Genomic DNA, 15,587 nt, shown 5'->3' with positions numbered 1-15,587 from the left:
CGTGAAGGTTTCACGGGGCTTTTCACTGCTGGAAATTCTGGTGGTGTTGCTGATCATCGGGCTGTTCAGTGCCCTGAGCGTGGCCTGGCTGGATTCAGGTCATGCACCGATGCAGCAGGCTCTGGAAAAACTGGCTGCCGAAGCCCGTACTCAAGCGGCCCAGGCCCGGCACAGCGGGCAGGTATCGGGAATGCGCTGGAATGGCCGGCAGCCGGAGTTTGTCCGTCTGGAGCGCAACCAGGGTCAGACCCGCTGGGTCGTCGATTCAAGGCGCCTGAAGCCCTGGCCCCAAGGGTTACTGGTGGACTGGCCGGTGTCTGACGAGCCTCGTGTTGTGTTCACACCATTGGGTGTGGCCGCCGCAGTGAACCTGAACTGGCAATGGCCAGAGGGGCGACAGCGCTGGGAGTGGCGCACGGATAACAGCCTGACGCAGGTCAGGCTGCCATGAAGCGCCAGTGCGGTTTCACGCTGCTGGAAGTCATGGTGGCGCTGGGTATCGCGGCGGTCATGACCATGATGGTCAGCCAGATGCTGCGCCAGCGCATTACCGTGCATCAGGCCGTTCAGCAGCATCGACTGGGCGCCCTGTGTGCCCGTGAGCTGGAGGCGCGTTTCGGCGTCGAGCGCTACTGGCCGCAGATCAGCAAGGTCAGCGGCGAATTGCAGCAGGGCGACAGGGTTTGCTACTGGCGGATGGACTTGGGCATGACCGGTGTTCAGAACCTGCGCCGGGGTGAGTTGGCGCTGTTCGCCGCCCGCGACGAGCGCGAGCCACTGGGAAACTACACCGTTTTTCTGGTGCGCCCGTGAGCGTTAACCAGCGTGGGCTGACCCTCATCGAGTTGCTGGTGGCCATGGCGCTGACGGCTGTCGTCGGTGTGGTGCTGGCCGCTCTGGTGAATGGCTGGATCAAGGTTCGCGAGCGTTTGGCTGAACCGGGTAACGAGCCGCTGGTGCTGGAGTTCTGTCTGGCCCTGGAGCGGCGTTTCGATGGGTTGGTGTTGCGGCGTTTGTATGAACAACGTCTGCCGTTGTCGATGAACTGGCTCGACTGGGACCCGGCCGCGAATCAGTTGGGCTGGGTCGCCCTGACCGCCTGGCCCGAGGTCGAAGGTCAGTCGAGAACACAGCGGCAGCGGCTGGAATTCAATCCACGGGAACGGCGTTTGAGCCTGTGGACTTCGCCTGACCTGTATGCCGTCGGCGCACCTCGCTGGGAGCGTCGCGAACAGCTGGATGAGGTCGACAAGGTCGGTTTCAGTTTTTATCAGGGGACCCGCTGGCTGGCGTTCCCTTCCAACGTCGCACTTCAGCCCGACCGGGGCGTGCGACTCGAATTCGAGCGTCATGGAGCGCCTTATGTCTGTACCTTCAGCTTGCCCGATAGCCGCCCATGATCGTTGAACGCTGGAGTCTCAAACGCCGTGTGCAGCGTCATTGGTTGCTGCTGCGTCCTGCCGCCACGGGTGCATGGCAATGGCGCCGCCTGCCGGGAGACGAGCAGGGCGACTGGCCGCCGCCTGCGCACTGTCTGCAGGACACCGTCGCACTGATCATGCCCGCCGCGCAGTGCAGCCATTTTCAGGTGCCCGCGCCACCGGGGCTCAAGCCTCATGAATGGCCGATGTTGCTGGAGGACCTGCTGCAACAGCCTGCCGAAGCGGTGCAGGTCAGTTGCCTGTCGCGGCTCGCCGGGCATCTGGAATTGCTGGTAGTCGAGCGCGCACAGGTTCAGCGCTGGTTGAGCGAGTGCGAAGAGCTGGGCGTATCCCCCGATTATCTGTGGGCCGAGTTGCAATTGCTGCCGACGCAGGCCGCTGGTCAGGCACTGAGCTGGTCGCGTCCTGAAGGCCGTTGCCTGATCCGCGGCGCTGACAACGATTTGCAGCACTGGCTGGTGTGGCCGGATGTGCTGGGTGAGCCGCCCGAGAACTGGCGACAGCCGAGCGAGGAAATGACCGGGCCATGGCCTTCCCGTTGGGCTACGTTGAGTCGTTTGCCCAATCTGTTGGTACGCTCAGGTGCTCGTCGTCCAAAAACTCGGCGTCGGGCATCGCCATTTGGCAAAAGTCTGTCTCGTCTGGCGGGTGTCTGTGGTGTGCTGGCGCTCTGTTGGGGCGCGCTGATGCTGGGGCAATTCTGGCAGCAGGTGCCTGTATGGAAAGCTCAGGTCGAAGCCTTGACCGGTCCGGTCGACAATGCCCGGCAGGCAGCGCGAGTGTTGTCTCGTCTGCAGTCCGAACAGACTGACTGGCGAAGCCGTCAGCAGCAGGTTGTCGAGCTGGAACAGGCCATGACGCTGTGGCTCGACAGCCAGAAAGACTGGGGCGTGTCCGGGACTTATTTCGATGGGCGAACCCTGCGACTGGTGTTGAGTGGCAATGCTTCACCTCCCGACACGACTCATTGGCAGGTCATGGCCAAGGCGGCGGGGGCGAAGGTCAGCGTTGAAACGAATGAAAAGACCTCCCTGCTAACCCTCAATTTCAATCTGGATGGGCAGCCATGAATGCATTGATTCTGCGGGCTTCAAACGCTTTCGCCGCCTTGCCGCCTGCCCGGCGTTATGCGCTGTTGGCGGGTTGGGTCGTTGTGCTGACGTTATTGCTGGTGCTGATCGGTCGTCCCTTGCTGGCCTGGGGCAAGGACCTGCGTCAGTGGCCGCTTCTGGCGCAGCAGGCCCAGGCGCTGAGCCCCGGCCCGGCGTTTACCGCCGACTACTGGCAGGCGCTGGCCGGTGCCCGAGGGCTGGTACTGACGCGGGTCGAGCAGCGAGGCGATATCTGGCAGTTGCAAGGTGAGTTGAGCCGCGCTGAACCTCTGGCGCAACTCATGCGCAGCATCCAGGAACAAGGCGGACGACCGCTGCGCTGGAGCCTCGAACAAGGTCATCAGAGTCTGGTGTTCAGCCTGGATGTCGGGCGTGCGGGGAGGCTTCCATGAGCCGCAAGCTATGGATGCTCGGCGCGCTGGTGTTTGTCCTGACGCTTTTGCTGAATATGCCCGCCGCCTTTCTGGCTCGCTTCGTCCCCTGGACGTCTGGCTGGCAGCCGCAGGGCGTTGCCGGGACCCTGTGGCACGGACGAGCCGAGCGACTGGGGAGCATCGGGCCTGTGAGCTGGAGCCTTCGGCCCTGGATAGGGCAAGGCTTGGTGAGCGCCGGGTTTCAGCAGCAAGTCTGGGAACTCAAACTGCAAGGCTGGCCTTGGGCGTGGACTGCCGAGCTTGCGCCCGCGGGCACTCTTGTTACCCCGGCCACGGCCTACGTCGTGGATGGTCGCTGGCAAGGACGTTTGCTGATGCAGGGCCGTGGCGCGAAATGTACGTCTGGTGAAGGGAGTCTTCAGGGCAATGACCTGGCCGTGCTGTCGCCGTGGATGGTGATACTGGGCAACGCTCATCTCAGGCTTGAGTGCCTCGATGGATTGAAACTGTTGGCCGAGGTCCGGCGCGAGGGTGAGCATCGTTTCGAGATCGGCCTGGAGCCTGTCACCCGTCGGATGAAAGTGAGCGGTCAGGTCGAACCGACGGCAATGGTGGCACCGCTGCTGGTTCAGAGCGGGGTGCTCAAGGCGGGCTCGTCGCAATTTGAAACGGTTTTGGGCAGGCGCTGATACTTACTTCTTGTCCTTGGCGTGGCTGGCCAGACGCTCCAGCGCGGCGCGCAGTTTCGGGTCGCTGATGCCTTCTGCAGTGGCCTGGATACTTTCGGCCGCGGCAGGCGACAGGTCGATGGTGTGACCGACGGCACCCCTGGCCACGGTGGGAGGCTGTACCTTGAAGACAATCCTCATCAGGCTGGCGAACTCGTCGAAAGCGACCAATTGCCGCTGCAGACGCTTCTGCTGATAGCGCAGGCGCGTCGCCCAGTGACCGTCAGTCACGATCAGCAGCAGGGTGCCTTCGCGCCACGAAGCCACATGGCAGTGTTCCCGGGCGGCGGGCTGCAACTGGCTTTCGAGCAGGCGCTGAAGGTGGCTCAAGCGCTCGGCATGGCGAAAAATGGCCTTGAGCGGCTTGGCGTCGCGCAGCAGTACGGCGGGGGCTCTGGCAGTGAGGGGACGAAAGGCCATGGGTGCGTTGCCGGGGGATGACAAAGTCTTCATGTTAACAGAAAGCGCTCTTGCAGCTTCGTTCGGCGGGCTTTCCGTGCTTTTATATACAAATCAACGAGTAACTTCGGCCCTTCAAGGGTTGAAGTGCTGAATAATGGCCCCATTGTAAGACTGCCCCGTAACAGCGCTGTGCCAGCATCGTGGAATAACGCCACTTTCCTCACCACCGTTTCCGGGTAGAATGCTCGTTCGCATGCGGCCATAAGGCTGCACGGGCGACTCACGGGGCCGCCCTCCATTCCTATGTGTGGAAGATCCTGTCGATATGTTTGCGCCTTTGTTAAAAAAACTTTTTGGAAGCAAGAACGAGCGTGAAGTCAAACGCATGCTCAAGACGGTACAGATCGTCAATGCCTTCGAAGAGCAAATGGTGGCCCTTTCGGACGAGCAACTGCGTGCCAAGACCGAAGAGTTCAAGGCCCGCATAGCCAAAGGCGAGACCCTCGATAAGCTCCTTCCAGAAGCTTTCGCGGTTGCGCGTGAAGCGGGCAAGCGTGTCATGGGTATGCGCCACTTCGACGTCCAGTTGATCGGTGGCATGACCCTGCACGAAGGTCAGATCGCTGAAATGCGTACCGGTGAAGGTAAAACCCTGGTAGGTACGCTCGCGGTTTACCTGAACGCATTGTCCGGCAAGGGCGTTCACGTGGTTACCGTGAACGACTATCTGGCTCGTCGTGACGCCAACTGGATGCGTCCGCTGTACGAATTCCTCGGCCTGACCGTAGGGATCGTCACGCCGTTCCAGCCACCGGAAGAGAAGCGCGCCGCCTACGCTGCCGACATCACTTACGGTACCAACAACGAATTCGGTTTCGACTACCTGCGCGACAACATGGCGTTCAGCATGGAAGACAAGTTCCAGCGCGAACTCAACTTCTGTGTGATCGACGAAGTCGACTCGATTCTCATCGACGAAGCCCGTACGCCGCTGATCATTTCCGGTCAGGCCGAAGACAGCTCCCGTCTGTACACCGAAATCAACCGTCTGATTCCGCGTCTTGAGCGCCATATCGAAGAAGTGGAAGGTCAGGTCACCAAGGCCGGTCACTACACCATCGACGAGAAGAGCCGTCAGGTCGAGCTGAACGAAGCCGGTCACCAGTTCATCGAAGAACTGCTCACCGAAGTCGGTCTGCTGGCTGAAGGCGAGAGCCTGTACTCGGCACACAACCTGGGCCTGCTGACCCACGTTTATGCCGGTCTGCGCGCTCACACGCTGTTCAACCGCAACGTCGAATACATCGTCCAGGACGGTCAGATCCTGCTGGTCGACGAACACACCGGTCGTACCATGCCGGGTCGTCGCCTCTCCGAAGGCCTGCACCAGGCCATCGAAGCCAAGGAAAACCTGAACATTCAGGCCGAAAGCCAGACCCTGGCTTCGACCACGTTCCAGAACTACTTCCGTCTGTACAGCAAGCTGTCCGGCATGACCGGTACTGCGGACACCGAAGCGTTCGAGTTCCACCAGATCTACAACCTGTCGGTCATGGTGATTCCGCCGAACAAACCGCTGGCGCGCAAGGACTTCAACGACCTCGTCTACCTGACGGCGGAAGAGAAGTACGCGGCCATCGTCGCCGATATCAAGGCCTGTCTGGCAGAGAACCGTCCGGTACTGGTGGGTACGGCGACCATCGAAACCTCCGAGCACATGTCCAACCTGCTCAAGAAGGAAGGTATCGATCACAAGGTCCTGAACGCCAAGTTCCACGAGAAGGAAGCGGAAATCATCGCCCAGGCCGGTCGTCCGGGTGCGCTGACCATCGCCACCAACATGGCCGGTCGTGGTACCGACATCCTGCTGGGCGGCAACTGGGAAGTCGAAGTTGCCAACCTCGAAAACCCGACTCCCGAGCAGATCGCCCAGATCAAGGCCGACTGGCAGAAACGCCATCAGCAGGTGATCGAGGCGGGTGGCTTGCACGTCATCGCTTCCGAGCGCCATGAATCGCGTCGTATCGACAATCAGCTGCGCGGTCGCGCCGGTCGTCAGGGCGATACCGGTTCCAGCCGTTTCTATCTGTCGCTTGAAGACAGCCTGATGCGCATCTTTGCCTCTGACCGGGTGAAGAACTTCATGAAAGCCCTGGGCATGCAGTCCGGCGAAGCGATCGAGCACCGCATGGTGACCAACGCTATCGAAAAGGCCCAGCGCAAGGTTGAAGGTCGCAACTTCGATATCCGCAAGCAATTGCTCGAGTTCGACGACGTTGCCAACGAGCAGCGTAAAGTGATCTACCACATGCGTAACAGCCTGCTGGCGGCCACCAACATCGGTGACACCATCAGCGACTTCCGTGAAGAAGTGCTCAGTGGTCTGATCAGCCAGCACATTCCGCCACAATCGCTGCCAGAGCAGTGGGATGTGGCCGGTCTGGAAGCGTCGCTCAACAGCGATTTCGCCGTGAAACTGCCGATCCAGCAGTGGCTCGACGAAGACGATAACCTGCACGAAGAAACCCTGCGCGAGAAGATTCTGGCAGAGCTGATGGTGGCCTACACCGAGAAAGAAGATCAGGCCAGCGCCGAAGCCCTGCGCACTTTCGAGAAACAGATTCTGCTGCGCGTGCTGGACGACCTGTGGAAAGACCACCTGTCGACCATGGACCACCTGCGTCACGGTATTCACCTGCGCGGTTACGCACAGAAGAACCCGAAACAGGAATACAAGCGCGAGTCCTTCACCCTGTTCCAGGAGCTGCTGGATTCCATCAAGCGCGACACCATTCGCGTGCTGTCCCATGTTCAGGTCCGTCGCGAAGACCCGGAGGAAGAAGAGGCGCGTCTGCGTCGCGAATCCGAAGAGCTCGCCAAGCGCATGCAGTTCGAACATGCCGAAGCGCCAGGCCTCGATCAGCCAGCACTGGTTGAAGAGGGTGGTGACGTAGCTGTTGCCGCTGCTCCCGCGCCGGTTCGCAACGACATGAAACTGGGCCGCAACGAGCTGTGCTGGTGTGGTTCAGGCAAGAAGTTCAAGCACTGTCACGGCCAGATCGGTTAAGGCTCTGACACTGTAATACCCGCGCCGCGACCGGCTTACCCGTCGCGGCGTTTTTTCATTAGATTGCCGTACCGATGCGGACGGCGCAGATACTGCTCAAGGAGCGCACTCATGGCTGTTGGTCTTGGTCCTTTGCCTACATTGCACCCGGTTCCCGGTTTTGAACTGGGTATTGCTTCTGCCGGCATCAAACGCCCGGGTCGCAAGGACGTTGTAGTCATGCGATGTGCCGAAGGTTCCAGTGTTGCCGGCGTGTTCACCCTGAACGCGTTCTGCGCAGCGCCGGTCATCCTGGCCAAACAGCGCGTACAAGGCCCGGTGCGTTACCTGCTGACCAACACCGGCAACGCCAACGCCGGTACCGGTGAACCAGGCCTGGCGGCTGCGACCCGCACCTGCGCCCGTCTTGCAGAATTGGCAGGCGTCGATGCCAGCGCTGTGCTGCCTTATTCCACCGGCGTCATCGGTGAGCCGTTGCCTGTGGAAAAGATCGAAGGCGCCTTGCAGGCCGCTCTTGATGATCTGTCTGTGGATAACTGGGCTGCTGCCGCGACCGGCATCATGACCACCGACACCTTGCCAAAAGGCGCGAGCCGTCAGTTCCAGTACGAGGGCGTTACCGTCACCGTGACCGGCATCAGCAAGGGCGCGGGCATGATCCGTCCGAACATGGCGACCATGCTCGGCTACATCGCGACCGACGCCAAGGTTTCCCAGAGCGTATTGCAGGACCTGATCCGCGACGGCGCGAACAAGTCGTTCAACCGCATCACCATCGATGGCGACACCTCGACCAACGACTGCTGCATGCTGATCGCCACCGGTCAGGCCGATGTACCTGCCGTGACCGAAGCCAAGGGCCCGCTGTTCGAAGCCTTGAAGAAGGCGGTTTTTGACGTCTGCATGGAAGTGGCCCAGGCCATCGTGCGTGACGGCGAAGGCGCGACCAAGTTCGTGACCGTTGAAGTCAATGGCGGCGGTAACCACCAGGAATGCCTGGATGTCGGTTATGCCGTGGCTCACTCGCCCCTGATCAAGACCGCGCTGTTCGCTTCCGACCCTAACTGGGGTCGTATCCTGGCGGCCGTGGGCCGTGCAGGCGTACCGGATCTGGACGTGAGCAAGATCGACGTATTCCTGGGCAACGTGTGCATCGCCAGCAAAGGCTGCCGCGCCACGACCTACACTGAGGAACAGGGTTCGGCAGTCATGGCTCAGGAAGAAATCACCATCCGTATCGAGCTGGGCCGTGGTGATTGCAGCGAAACGATCTGGACCACCGACCTGTCCCACGAGTACGTGAAGATCAACGCCGAATACCGCACCTGATCCCCCATCAGTTCAGGTCATCAATCACGTTGTGGGAGGCAGCTTGCTGGCGACTGTCGCGTACAGCCGCAGAATATCTGCCGGTTTTCAGGCCTTTTCGCCAGCAAGCTGCCTCCCACACGTTTTGTTTGTGCCTTAACTGATCGGCATTACATTGTCTGACTCTGGAGCCAAGGACATGTCTCTGCACCTCATCATCGGCGACAAACGCTATTCCTCCTGGTCGCTGCGCCCTTGGCTGGTGCTGGCAATGACTGGCGCGCCTTACACCGATCAGGTGATTCGCCTGAACAAGCCGGACACCCGCGAACAGATTCTCAAGTACTCGCCGACCGGTAAGGTTCCTGCGTTGCAATGCGAGCACGGGACCATCATCGATTCCCTGGCCATCTGCGAATACCTGCACGAGCGTTTCCCCGAAGCCAACCTCTGGCCACGTGATACCGCCGCCCGTGCCCAGGCCCGTTCGGCCTGCGCACAAATGCACAGTGCCTTCATGAGCCTGCGCTCCAACATGCCCATGGACCTGCAGCGCGATCAGGCACTGGAAGTCATTCCGGTCGATACGCAACAGGACATCGATCGAATCGTTGCCCTGTGGAGCGAGTGCCGTGCAGCGTCGGCCGAGAGCGGCCCGTTCCTGTTCGGTCAGCCGAGCATTGCCGATGCCTTCTTTGCGCCGGTGGCCATTCGTCTGCGCGGCTACCGCGTAGCCTTGCCTGCCGAAGCGCTGGCCTATATTGAAACCCTTTACCAGTGGCCTGCTTTCCAGAGCTGGCAACAGGCTGCCTTGCAGGAGACCGATGAGTGAAACGTGTTCATGTGGCCGCCGCTGTCATTCGTGGCGCTGACGGCAGGATTCTTATCGCCAAGCGTGCAGATAACCAGCATCAGGGCGGTTTGTGGGAGTTTCCCGGCGGCAAGGTTGAAGCCGGGGAGGCTGTCCAGGCCGCATTGAGCCGTGAACTGCAGGAAGAACTGGGGATTGGCGTCACCGCGGCGCGTCCGCTGATCAAGATCCAGCACGATTACCCGGACAAACAGGTCTTGCTCGACGTCTGGGAAGTTTCGGCCTTTACCGGCGAGCCCCATGGTGCCGAAGGGCAGCCATTGGTCTGGGCCAGTCAGCGCGAACTGGCCGGTTACGAATTCCCGGCAGCCAACAAACCGATTGTTGCGGCGGCACGTTTGCCCGGCGAGTACCTGATTACGCCTGATGGTCTCGAAACCTCCGAGCTGCTGCGCGGCATGCAGAAAGCCATCGCAGGCGGCATCAAGCTGGTCCAGCTACGGGCACCGGGTGGTTATGATCCGCAATATCGGGATCTGGCCGTGGATGCGGTGGGCTTGTGCGCAGGCAAGGCGCAACTGATGCTCAAGGGACCTCTGGAATGGCTGGGTGATTTCCCGTCCGCCGGATGGCACCTGACGGCGGAACAACTGCGCAAGTACGCCAGCCGTGGCCGCCCATTCCCCGAAGACCGCTGGCTGGCAGCTTCCTGCCATAACGCTGAAGAGCTGGCACTGGCCGAGCAGATGGGCGTGGACTTCGTCACCCTGTCACCGGTCCAGCCGACCCAGACGCATCCAGACGCGCAGCCACTGGGCTGGGAAGAAGCTTCCCGCCTGATCGCTGGCTTCACGAAGCCGGTATTCCTGCTGGGCGGTGTCGGCCCGGATGACCGTCAGCGCGCCTGGGAAAGCGGCGCACAAGGTGTTGCCGGAATCCGCGCCTTCTGGCCTGGCGCCTGACCGACTCCCCGACAAATTTGGGGTGGTCACAATCTGTGGGAGGGGCCTTGGCCGCGACAGCTTGTTGAAGTGAAGGCACTAAAAATCTGTTGCCCTTCAGCTGGTCGTCGCGGCCAAGGCCCCTCCCACAAGTGAGCGGGTCAGGGTTTTTCTGGCTTGGGGGCGGGTTGCCAGAGGATTTCCGCGATGCCTTGGCGTCGGGCGATTATCCGGGCGGCAACGAACAGCAAGTCCGACAGCCGATTGATATACGCCAGCCCGACACCCGCCAAGGGTTCCTGAGCATTGAGGTGCTGACAGCGCCGTTCTGCACTGCGAGCCAGGCTGCGGCAGACGTGGGCCTGGGCGATCAGCATCGAGCCCCCTGGCAGGATGAAGTTTTCCAGGGGGCCGACTTCGTCGTTCCACACATCGATTGCGGCTTCCAGACGCTCGACTTCAGCAGCGTTCAGTGCCTGATAGGCCGGCATGGCCAGTTCACCGCCCAGATCGAACAGACGATGCTGGCAAGGGCTCAGGACCTCGATCACTTCACTGAGTGCAGGAGTGCGTTGCACTTGCTCGTTCAGCCCGGCCAGCAGCAACCCCAGCTGACTGTTGAGGGTATCGACTTCACCGATGGCCTCGACACGCGGATGATCCTTGGACACTCGACGACCGTCGCCCAGCCCGGTTTCCCCGGCATCGCCGGTGCGTGTGTAAATCTTCGACAAACGAAAGCCCATCTGTATGGCTCCTGGTTACAACTTTGAAATGACCTGTTGCTGCACATTCGCCTGATTGCCCACCAGAGGCAGGCGCAGGGTGAAGCAGGTTCCCATGCCGATGGCCGATTGCACTTCCATCTGACCTTTGTGGTTGTTGGTGATGATGAAGTACGACACCGACAGCCCGAGTCCAGTGCCCTGGCCGATTTCCTTGGTGGTGAAAAAAGGCTCGAAAGTACGCTTGCGCACGTTCTCGGCCATACCGATACCGTTGTCTTCGACCTGAATTTCGGCCCATGGCGGGTTGAGACGGGTGCGCAAGGTGATGCGTCCCGGCTCGGCTTCGCTTTCCGAACGCTGGTGAATGGCCTGGGCGGCGTTCTTCAGCAGGTTGAGCAGCACCTGTTCCAGCTCGTTGGGGATACAAGGCACAGGTCCCAGTTCCGGGTCGAACTGGCGGATGATGTGCTGGCCCTTGAAGTCGAAACCGATTGCCAGGTCAAAGTCGTTGCCAGCGATTTCCAGCGCCTGATCAATCAGGGCGGGGAGGTCGCAAGGGGTCAGCTGTCGGTTGCTCAAACGGCTGAAATTGAGCATATGGCTGACGATCTTTGCGGCCCGCGCGCCGGCCTGTTGAATGCCGTCCAGCAGTTGCGGAACGCCGCGGCCAGTCAGGTAATGATTGACGGTATTCAGATCGATGCCGTCCGACTCTGCCTGCTCGATGTTCTTGGGCAACTCCGGCGAGAGACGGCGGCGAATGTTCTGCACGTTATGCAGGATCGCGCCCAGCGGGTTATTGATTTCGTGAGCCATACCGGCTGCCAGCCCGCCAACGGAGAGCATCTTTTCCGACTGCACCATCATTTCTTCCAGAGAAATGCGCTGGGTGATGTCATCAATCCGGATCACCACGCCACGGCCCGCATCGCCTGTCAGCGGGTAGAAGGTCAGGGCATAGCTGCGCGCCTCGTCGCCCTTGATCCAGGTCACGCGCTCGATCTTGGTGACGCTGTGCTGCTCGACGGTCTGCTTGATCTGGGGCAGGAAGGCTCTCATTGGCTCGAAGGCAATGAAGATCGGCTGGTTGAGGGCTTCGTCCAGGGTCGTGCCGGACAGGGCGGTGGCCTCCTGATTCCACTGGGTGACATATAGCTGTTCATCCAAGGCAATCATCGCCGAGGGCATGGAGTCGATGATGCTGTTGAGGTAATTCTGAAAGCCGGTGAGTTTTTTCTCGATCTTGCTGCGAACCTTGACCTCCAGCTCAAGCTTGCGATTGGTGTGGCGGGTTTCCTCGGCCATGCCCTGAGCCTGGGCGTAGGCTTCCTGCGAGTCGTCGCGGGCGCGCTTGAGTTGTTGCTCGCGGGCTTCGATGCGCGACAACATGGTGTTGAAGGCTTCGGCCAGTTTGCCGATTTCGTCTTCGTTGCCGGGGCCTGCGCGCAGGGCATAGTTTTCTTCGCGGGTGACCTGGCGCGACAGTTCTTCGAGCTGATAGATGGGTTCGGTAATCAGACGCCGGATCTGTCTGGCCACGACCAGCCACAGCAGCACACTGAACACCAGAATGCCCAGGCTTGCGGTCAGCGTGCCGGTGTAGAACGCCGTCGGCAGTTCGCTGCTGGCAACCAGCAACAAATGCCCCGGAGCCTGATCGCCCTTGGGCACGGTAATGATTTGTGTGTTGCGAAACTCGGTCAGACGCCAGCCTTCGATATCGCCGTAATGGGCGGGAAGGTGAAGCCCTTCGCCCTGTTGCATCTGCGCCAGACGATTGCCGTCGTTGTCGTAGAGCGCTGCGGCACGCAACGGCCCGTAGCTCTTGAGTTCCTTGAGCAAGGCGTTGGCATTGAGCGGCGAGTTCAATGCCTGTTCGTTGAGATTGGGGCTGCTGATCAGGCGTCCGATGGTCTGCAGGGCCTGCGGGGCCATGGCTTCCTGAGAGATGTAGTAAGCGGCGCTGATAAAGGTCAGGTTGGCGACCAGCAGCACTGTGGTCAGCAGGACCAGCAGGGCTGCCAGCAGTTTCTGGCCCACGGGCAGGTTTTCTAGGCGCTGGCGCAATGGCATGGGGCGGATCACACGCGAAGGATGAAGCAGCAGGGTAGCGTGAGCTAGTCGGTACGCAAACCCTTGCTTGCGAGATGGCCGGTCAGGCGCACCTGCAACTGCTGCAAGTGAGGCACGGCACATTGATGACGAATGGCTGCTGCGCAGGCGTAACCGAGCAGGTAGCTGATTTCCGTGCGTCGGCCATTGGCCACGTCCTGATACATCGACGAGTAATTGGCCGCTGTGGCCTGGATCACCCGCTGCACTTCAGTGTGCAGGTCCCGTGCCGCAGCAGGCTGGCCGCAACGCTCCAGCAGGTCCGTGAGTTCGACGCACAGCGTCGCCACTTCGCAGTGATGCTCCAGCAGGCCGCCGTTGCGGCAATCATGCAGAACAGTCAGGGGGTTGATGGCGCAATTCAAGGCCAGCTTGCGCCACAGGCGCGTCAGGATATCGGGTGTCCATTCGTGGGCAATGCCGCTGTCATGCAAGTCTTGCAGAAGGGCAGGCGGCGTTGGTTCACGGGCATCGCCCAGCCATGTGTAGCCGTGGCCCGCGAATACCACGCGCCAGTCCGATTCGCGAAAGGCGCCTTCGGTGCTCGATGCAAACATGCAGCGGGTATGTGGAATGCGTGCCGCCACCGCATCCTGGCTGCCCAGGCCGTTCTGCAACAGGATGACGTCTGCGTCTGGATGCAGGCGCGCAGCCACCTGGGCCACGGCCTGTTCGGCATCATAAGCCTTGCAGGCTACCAGCAGACGTTCGATGGGCTCGTTGCTGTCGAGGGTCTGGGCCTGAATGAAGACCGGCTGGGCAACGCCGTTTTCCACCAGCGTCAGACAGCCGCCATTGGCCTGATAGGCTTCCAGCCGCGCTTTATTGCGCAGGACCAGACGCACCGGCACGCCCGCACGGGCCAGCCGTGCGGCCCACAGACTGCCCAGGCTGCCTGCGCCGAGTATGTGCCAGAGGGCGGCCATCAGAGGTGCATGTCCGCAAGGTTGAACGACCTTGCAGCGATGAAATCGAAAGTCGGCATGAAAGGCTCGCAGTGAACGCCTGGAAAGTCTCGTTATAATGAGCGTTCTTTCATACCGTCAAGTCACGCGTGTCCGCTTTGATCGGGCGCGCCGTTTATCTGGAGAAATTACATGCCATCGTTCGACGTAGTGTCCGAATTGGATAAACACGAAGTCACTAATGCCGTCGATAACGCCATCAAAGAGCTGGACCGTCGCTATGACCTCAAAGGCAAAGGCACTTTCGAGTTCAAGGAGCTGACCGTCACGCTCACCGCCGAGGCAGAGTTCCAGCTTGAAGCGATGATCGAAATCCTCAAGCTTGCCCTGGTCAAGCGCAAGATCGACGTGAAATGCCTTGAGGTCAAGGAAGCTTATGCTTCGGGCAAGGTGATGAAGCAGGAAGCGGTACTCAGGGAAGGTATCGACAAGGAGCTGGCCAAGAAAATTGTCGCCCATATCAAGGACGCTAAACTGAAAGTGCAGGCCGCCATTCAGGGTGAACAAGTGCGCGTCACGGGTAAAAAGCGCGATGACCTGCAAGAAGCCATTGCTTTACTGCGTACATACGACTCGGGGATGCCGCTGCAATTCAACAACTTCCGTGACTAGTGTTTCGTGCGCCCGGGAACCCTTGATTCCCGGGCAGGTCCGAACACCCCTGTAGTAGACGCTGAAATGATTGTTTCCGGCAGTCCTTTCAAGATTGGTGAGTGACAGGCAGGAGAAACAAGATGGATTTGAGCGCAGAAGTCGATCAGCTGTGGAAGGTTTCACAAAGCTGGATTCCGATGATCATGCAATACGGCAGCCGTGTGCTGCTTGCGCTGGTAACACTGTGTATTGGCTGGTGGTTGATCAACCGATTGACCGGCAAGCTGGGTGCATTGCTGGCACTGCGTAATGCCGACCTGGCATTGCAGGGTTTTGTCAGCAGCCTGGCGAACATCATCCTCAAGATTCTGCTGGTGGTGAGCGTTGCGTCGATGATAGGTGTGGAAACCACATCGTTCGTCGCAGCCATTGGTGCTGCGGGTCTGGCCATTGGTCTGGCCTTGCAGGGCAGTCTGGCGAATTTCGCGGGTGGCGTGCTGATTCTGCTGTTCCGCCCGTTCCGTATCGGTGACTGGATCGAGGCTCAGGGTGTGGCGGGTACTGTCGACAGTATCCAGATTTTCCATACCGTGCTGCGCACTGGCGATAACCGCACGGTGATCATGCCCAACGGCAATCTGTCCAACGGCATCATCACCAACACCAACCGTCAGCCGACCCGCAAGATCGTGTTCGATATCGGTGTGAGTCCCGATGCCGACCTGCGTAAAGCCCTTGAGGTTCTGCTGGAAATGGCCAAGGACCCGCGTGTCCTGGCTGATCCGGCGCCCCAGGCTGTGGTTGCGGCGCTGGGCGAAAACGCCATTACCCTGTCGTTGCGGGTATGGACCAAGACCGGCGATATGGGCGATGTGAGTTCGCTCTTCAATATCGAGGCACGTGATCGCCTGAAAGCTGCGGGTATCGATATCCCTTCGCCACAACGCATGGTGCGTGTGGTTCAGGAGTAAGAGACCGCTCGATCAGAAAGCCCGCTGCTCCC

The 15,587-nt window shown here is 60.3% G+C and carries 16 protein-coding genes; 12 read left to right on the top strand and 4 right to left on the bottom strand.

Going from position 1 to position 15,587, the window contains the following annotated elements:
• The first annotated feature begins 1 nt into the window (after position 1).
• Genes KQP88_RS19910 through KQP88_RS19885 form a run of 6 tightly spaced genes read left to right on the top strand, consistent with a single transcriptional unit; the run spans position 2 to position 3,617 of the window.
• The gene (locus KQP88_RS19910; RefSeq protein ID WP_216703996.1) at positions 2 to 451 is read left to right on the top strand and encodes a prepilin-type N-terminal cleavage/methylation domain-containing protein; all 450 of its coding nucleotides are present in this window, start codon (positions 2 to 4) and stop codon (positions 449 to 451) included.
• Complete coding sequence (locus tag KQP88_RS19905) at positions 448 to 813, top strand: type II secretion system protein (protein WP_216703995.1); 366 nt, start codon at positions 448 to 450, stop codon at positions 811 to 813. Before KQP88_RS19910 ends, KQP88_RS19905 begins: the two co-directional genes overlap by 4 nt.
• Positions 810 to 1,400: a prepilin-type N-terminal cleavage/methylation domain-containing protein gene (locus KQP88_RS19900; protein WP_216703994.1), complete on the top strand. Its 591-nt coding sequence runs from the start codon at positions 810 to 812 to the stop codon at positions 1,398 to 1,400. Before KQP88_RS19905 ends, KQP88_RS19900 begins: the two co-directional genes overlap by 4 nt.
• Positions 1,397 to 2,512 carry a type II secretion system protein GspL gene (locus KQP88_RS19895; RefSeq protein WP_216703993.1) on the top strand — a complete coding sequence of 372 codons (1,116 nt, stop codon included), beginning with the start codon at positions 1,397 to 1,399 and terminating at the stop codon, positions 2,510 to 2,512. The genes KQP88_RS19900 and KQP88_RS19895 overlap by 4 nt, the downstream gene beginning before the upstream one ends.
• Positions 2,509 to 2,946, top strand: a complete 438-nt coding sequence (gene gspM / locus KQP88_RS19890) for a type II secretion system protein GspM (protein WP_216703992.1) — start codon at positions 2,509 to 2,511, stop codon at positions 2,944 to 2,946. Before KQP88_RS19895 ends, gspM begins: the two co-directional genes overlap by 4 nt.
• On the top strand, positions 2,943 to 3,617 hold the full coding sequence (locus KQP88_RS19885) for a type II secretion system protein N (RefSeq protein ID WP_216703991.1): 675 nt from the start codon (positions 2,943 to 2,945) through the stop codon (positions 3,615 to 3,617). The genes gspM and KQP88_RS19885 overlap by 4 nt, the downstream gene beginning before the upstream one ends.
• Positions 3,618 to 3,620: 3 nt before the next feature.
• Here the strand turns inward: KQP88_RS19885 and KQP88_RS19880 are convergent, their stop codons facing one another.
• Positions 3,621 to 4,076, bottom strand: coding sequence for a DUF721 domain-containing protein (locus KQP88_RS19880; protein WP_122321681.1), 456 nt, complete (start codon positions 4,074 to 4,076; stop codon positions 3,621 to 3,623).
• Positions 4,077 to 4,383: 307 nt separating this feature from the next.
• On the opposite strand from KQP88_RS19880, the gene secA reads away from it, so the two are divergent.
• The 4 genes from secA (at position 4,384) to KQP88_RS19860 (ending at position 10,206) form a co-directional block, all read left to right on the top strand.
• A complete protein-coding gene (gene secA / locus KQP88_RS19875) occupies positions 4,384 to 7,125 on the top strand; it encodes a preprotein translocase subunit SecA (protein ID WP_216703990.1) in 2,742 nt (913 codons plus the stop codon).
• Between the two features lie 111 nt (positions 7,126 to 7,236).
• On the top strand, positions 7,237 to 8,454 hold the full coding sequence (gene argJ / locus KQP88_RS19870; protein WP_200995399.1) for a bifunctional glutamate N-acetyltransferase/amino-acid acetyltransferase ArgJ: 1,218 nt from the start codon (positions 7,237 to 7,239) through the stop codon (positions 8,452 to 8,454).
• A 178-nt stretch (positions 8,455 to 8,632) separates the two neighbouring features.
• The gene (locus KQP88_RS19865) at positions 8,633 to 9,265 is read left to right on the top strand and encodes a glutathione S-transferase family protein (RefSeq protein ID WP_198724606.1); all 633 of its coding nucleotides are present in this window, start codon (positions 8,633 to 8,635) and stop codon (positions 9,263 to 9,265) included.
• Positions 9,262 to 10,206 (top strand): Nudix family hydrolase, encoded by a 945-nt coding sequence (locus KQP88_RS19860; RefSeq protein ID WP_216703989.1) that lies wholly within the window; start codon positions 9,262 to 9,264, stop codon positions 10,204 to 10,206. The genes KQP88_RS19865 and KQP88_RS19860 overlap by 4 nt, the downstream gene beginning before the upstream one ends.
• 140 nt (positions 10,207 to 10,346) lie before the next feature.
• Here the strand turns inward: KQP88_RS19860 and KQP88_RS19855 are convergent, their stop codons facing one another.
• From KQP88_RS19855 to KQP88_RS19845, 3 genes are read right to left on the bottom strand one after another with little or no spacing between them, the layout of a single operon-like run.
• A complete protein-coding gene (locus KQP88_RS19855; protein ID WP_216703988.1) occupies positions 10,347 to 10,931 on the bottom strand; it encodes a cob(I)yrinic acid a,c-diamide adenosyltransferase in 585 nt (194 codons plus the stop codon).
• A 15-nt stretch (positions 10,932 to 10,946) separates the two neighbouring features.
• Positions 10,947 to 12,986, bottom strand: coding sequence for a sensor histidine kinase (locus KQP88_RS19850; RefSeq protein WP_216703987.1), 2,040 nt, complete (start codon positions 12,984 to 12,986; stop codon positions 10,947 to 10,949).
• A gap of 44 nt (positions 12,987 to 13,030) precedes the next feature.
• A complete protein-coding gene (locus KQP88_RS19845; RefSeq protein ID WP_216703986.1) occupies positions 13,031 to 13,951 on the bottom strand; it encodes a putative 2-dehydropantoate 2-reductase in 921 nt (306 codons plus the stop codon).
• Between the two features lie 171 nt (positions 13,952 to 14,122).
• Between KQP88_RS19845 and KQP88_RS19840 the strand changes: the two genes are divergently transcribed.
• Both KQP88_RS19840 and KQP88_RS19835 read left to right on the top strand, forming a co-directional pair.
• Positions 14,123 to 14,602: a YajQ family cyclic di-GMP-binding protein gene (locus KQP88_RS19840; RefSeq protein ID WP_025261700.1), complete on the top strand. Its 480-nt coding sequence runs from the start codon at positions 14,123 to 14,125 to the stop codon at positions 14,600 to 14,602.
• 122 nt (positions 14,603 to 14,724) lie between these two features.
• Positions 14,725 to 15,555, top strand: a complete 831-nt coding sequence (locus KQP88_RS19835; RefSeq protein ID WP_200995396.1) for a mechanosensitive ion channel family protein — start codon at positions 14,725 to 14,727, stop codon at positions 15,553 to 15,555.
• Positions 15,556 to 15,587 lie beyond the last annotated feature (32 nt).

The sequence above is a fragment of the Pseudomonas lijiangensis genome (assembly GCF_018968705.1).
GTDB lineage: Bacteria > Pseudomonadota > Gammaproteobacteria > Pseudomonadales > Pseudomonadaceae > Aquipseudomonas > Aquipseudomonas lijiangensis.
Note: the sequence above shows the minus strand (reverse complement) of the source record. Positions and strands in the feature narration are given on the sequence as shown.

What these genes read in the sequence shown, in the direction of transcription:
- KQP88_RS19865 (WP_198724606.1), top strand. Translation starts at nt 8,633, where the DNA reads ATGTCTCTGCACCTCATCATCGGCGACAAACGCTATTCCTCCTGGTCG.
- KQP88_RS19840 (WP_025261700.1), top strand. Translation starts at nt 14,123, where the DNA reads ATGCCATCGTTCGACGTAGTGTCCGAATTGGATAAACACGAAGTCACT.
- KQP88_RS19880 (WP_122321681.1), bottom strand. Translation starts at nt 4,076, where the DNA reads ATGGCCTTTCGTCCCCTCACTGCCAGAGCCCCCGCCGTACTGCTGCGC.
- argJ (WP_200995399.1), top strand. Translation starts at nt 7,237, where the DNA reads ATGGCTGTTGGTCTTGGTCCTTTGCCTACATTGCACCCGGTTCCCGGT.
- KQP88_RS19895 (WP_216703993.1), top strand. Translation starts at nt 1,397, where the DNA reads ATGATCGTTGAACGCTGGAGTCTCAAACGCCGTGTGCAGCGTCATTGG.
- KQP88_RS19850 (WP_216703987.1), bottom strand. Translation starts at nt 12,986, where the DNA reads ATGCCATTGCGCCAGCGCCTAGAAAACCTGCCCGTGGGCCAGAAACTG.
- KQP88_RS19855 (WP_216703988.1), bottom strand. Translation starts at nt 10,931, where the DNA reads ATGGGCTTTCGTTTGTCGAAGATTTACACACGCACCGGCGATGCCGGG.
- KQP88_RS19835 (WP_200995396.1), top strand. Translation starts at nt 14,725, where the DNA reads ATGGATTTGAGCGCAGAAGTCGATCAGCTGTGGAAGGTTTCACAAAGC.
- secA (WP_216703990.1), top strand. Translation starts at nt 4,384, where the DNA reads ATGTTTGCGCCTTTGTTAAAAAAACTTTTTGGAAGCAAGAACGAGCGT.
- KQP88_RS19905 (WP_216703995.1), top strand. Translation starts at nt 448, where the DNA reads ATGAAGCGCCAGTGCGGTTTCACGCTGCTGGAAGTCATGGTGGCGCTG.
- gspM (WP_216703992.1), top strand. Translation starts at nt 2,509, where the DNA reads ATGAATGCATTGATTCTGCGGGCTTCAAACGCTTTCGCCGCCTTGCCG.
- KQP88_RS19845 (WP_216703986.1), bottom strand. Translation starts at nt 13,951, where the DNA reads ATGGCCGCCCTCTGGCACATACTCGGCGCAGGCAGCCTGGGCAGTCTG.
- KQP88_RS19885 (WP_216703991.1), top strand. Translation starts at nt 2,943, where the DNA reads ATGAGCCGCAAGCTATGGATGCTCGGCGCGCTGGTGTTTGTCCTGACG.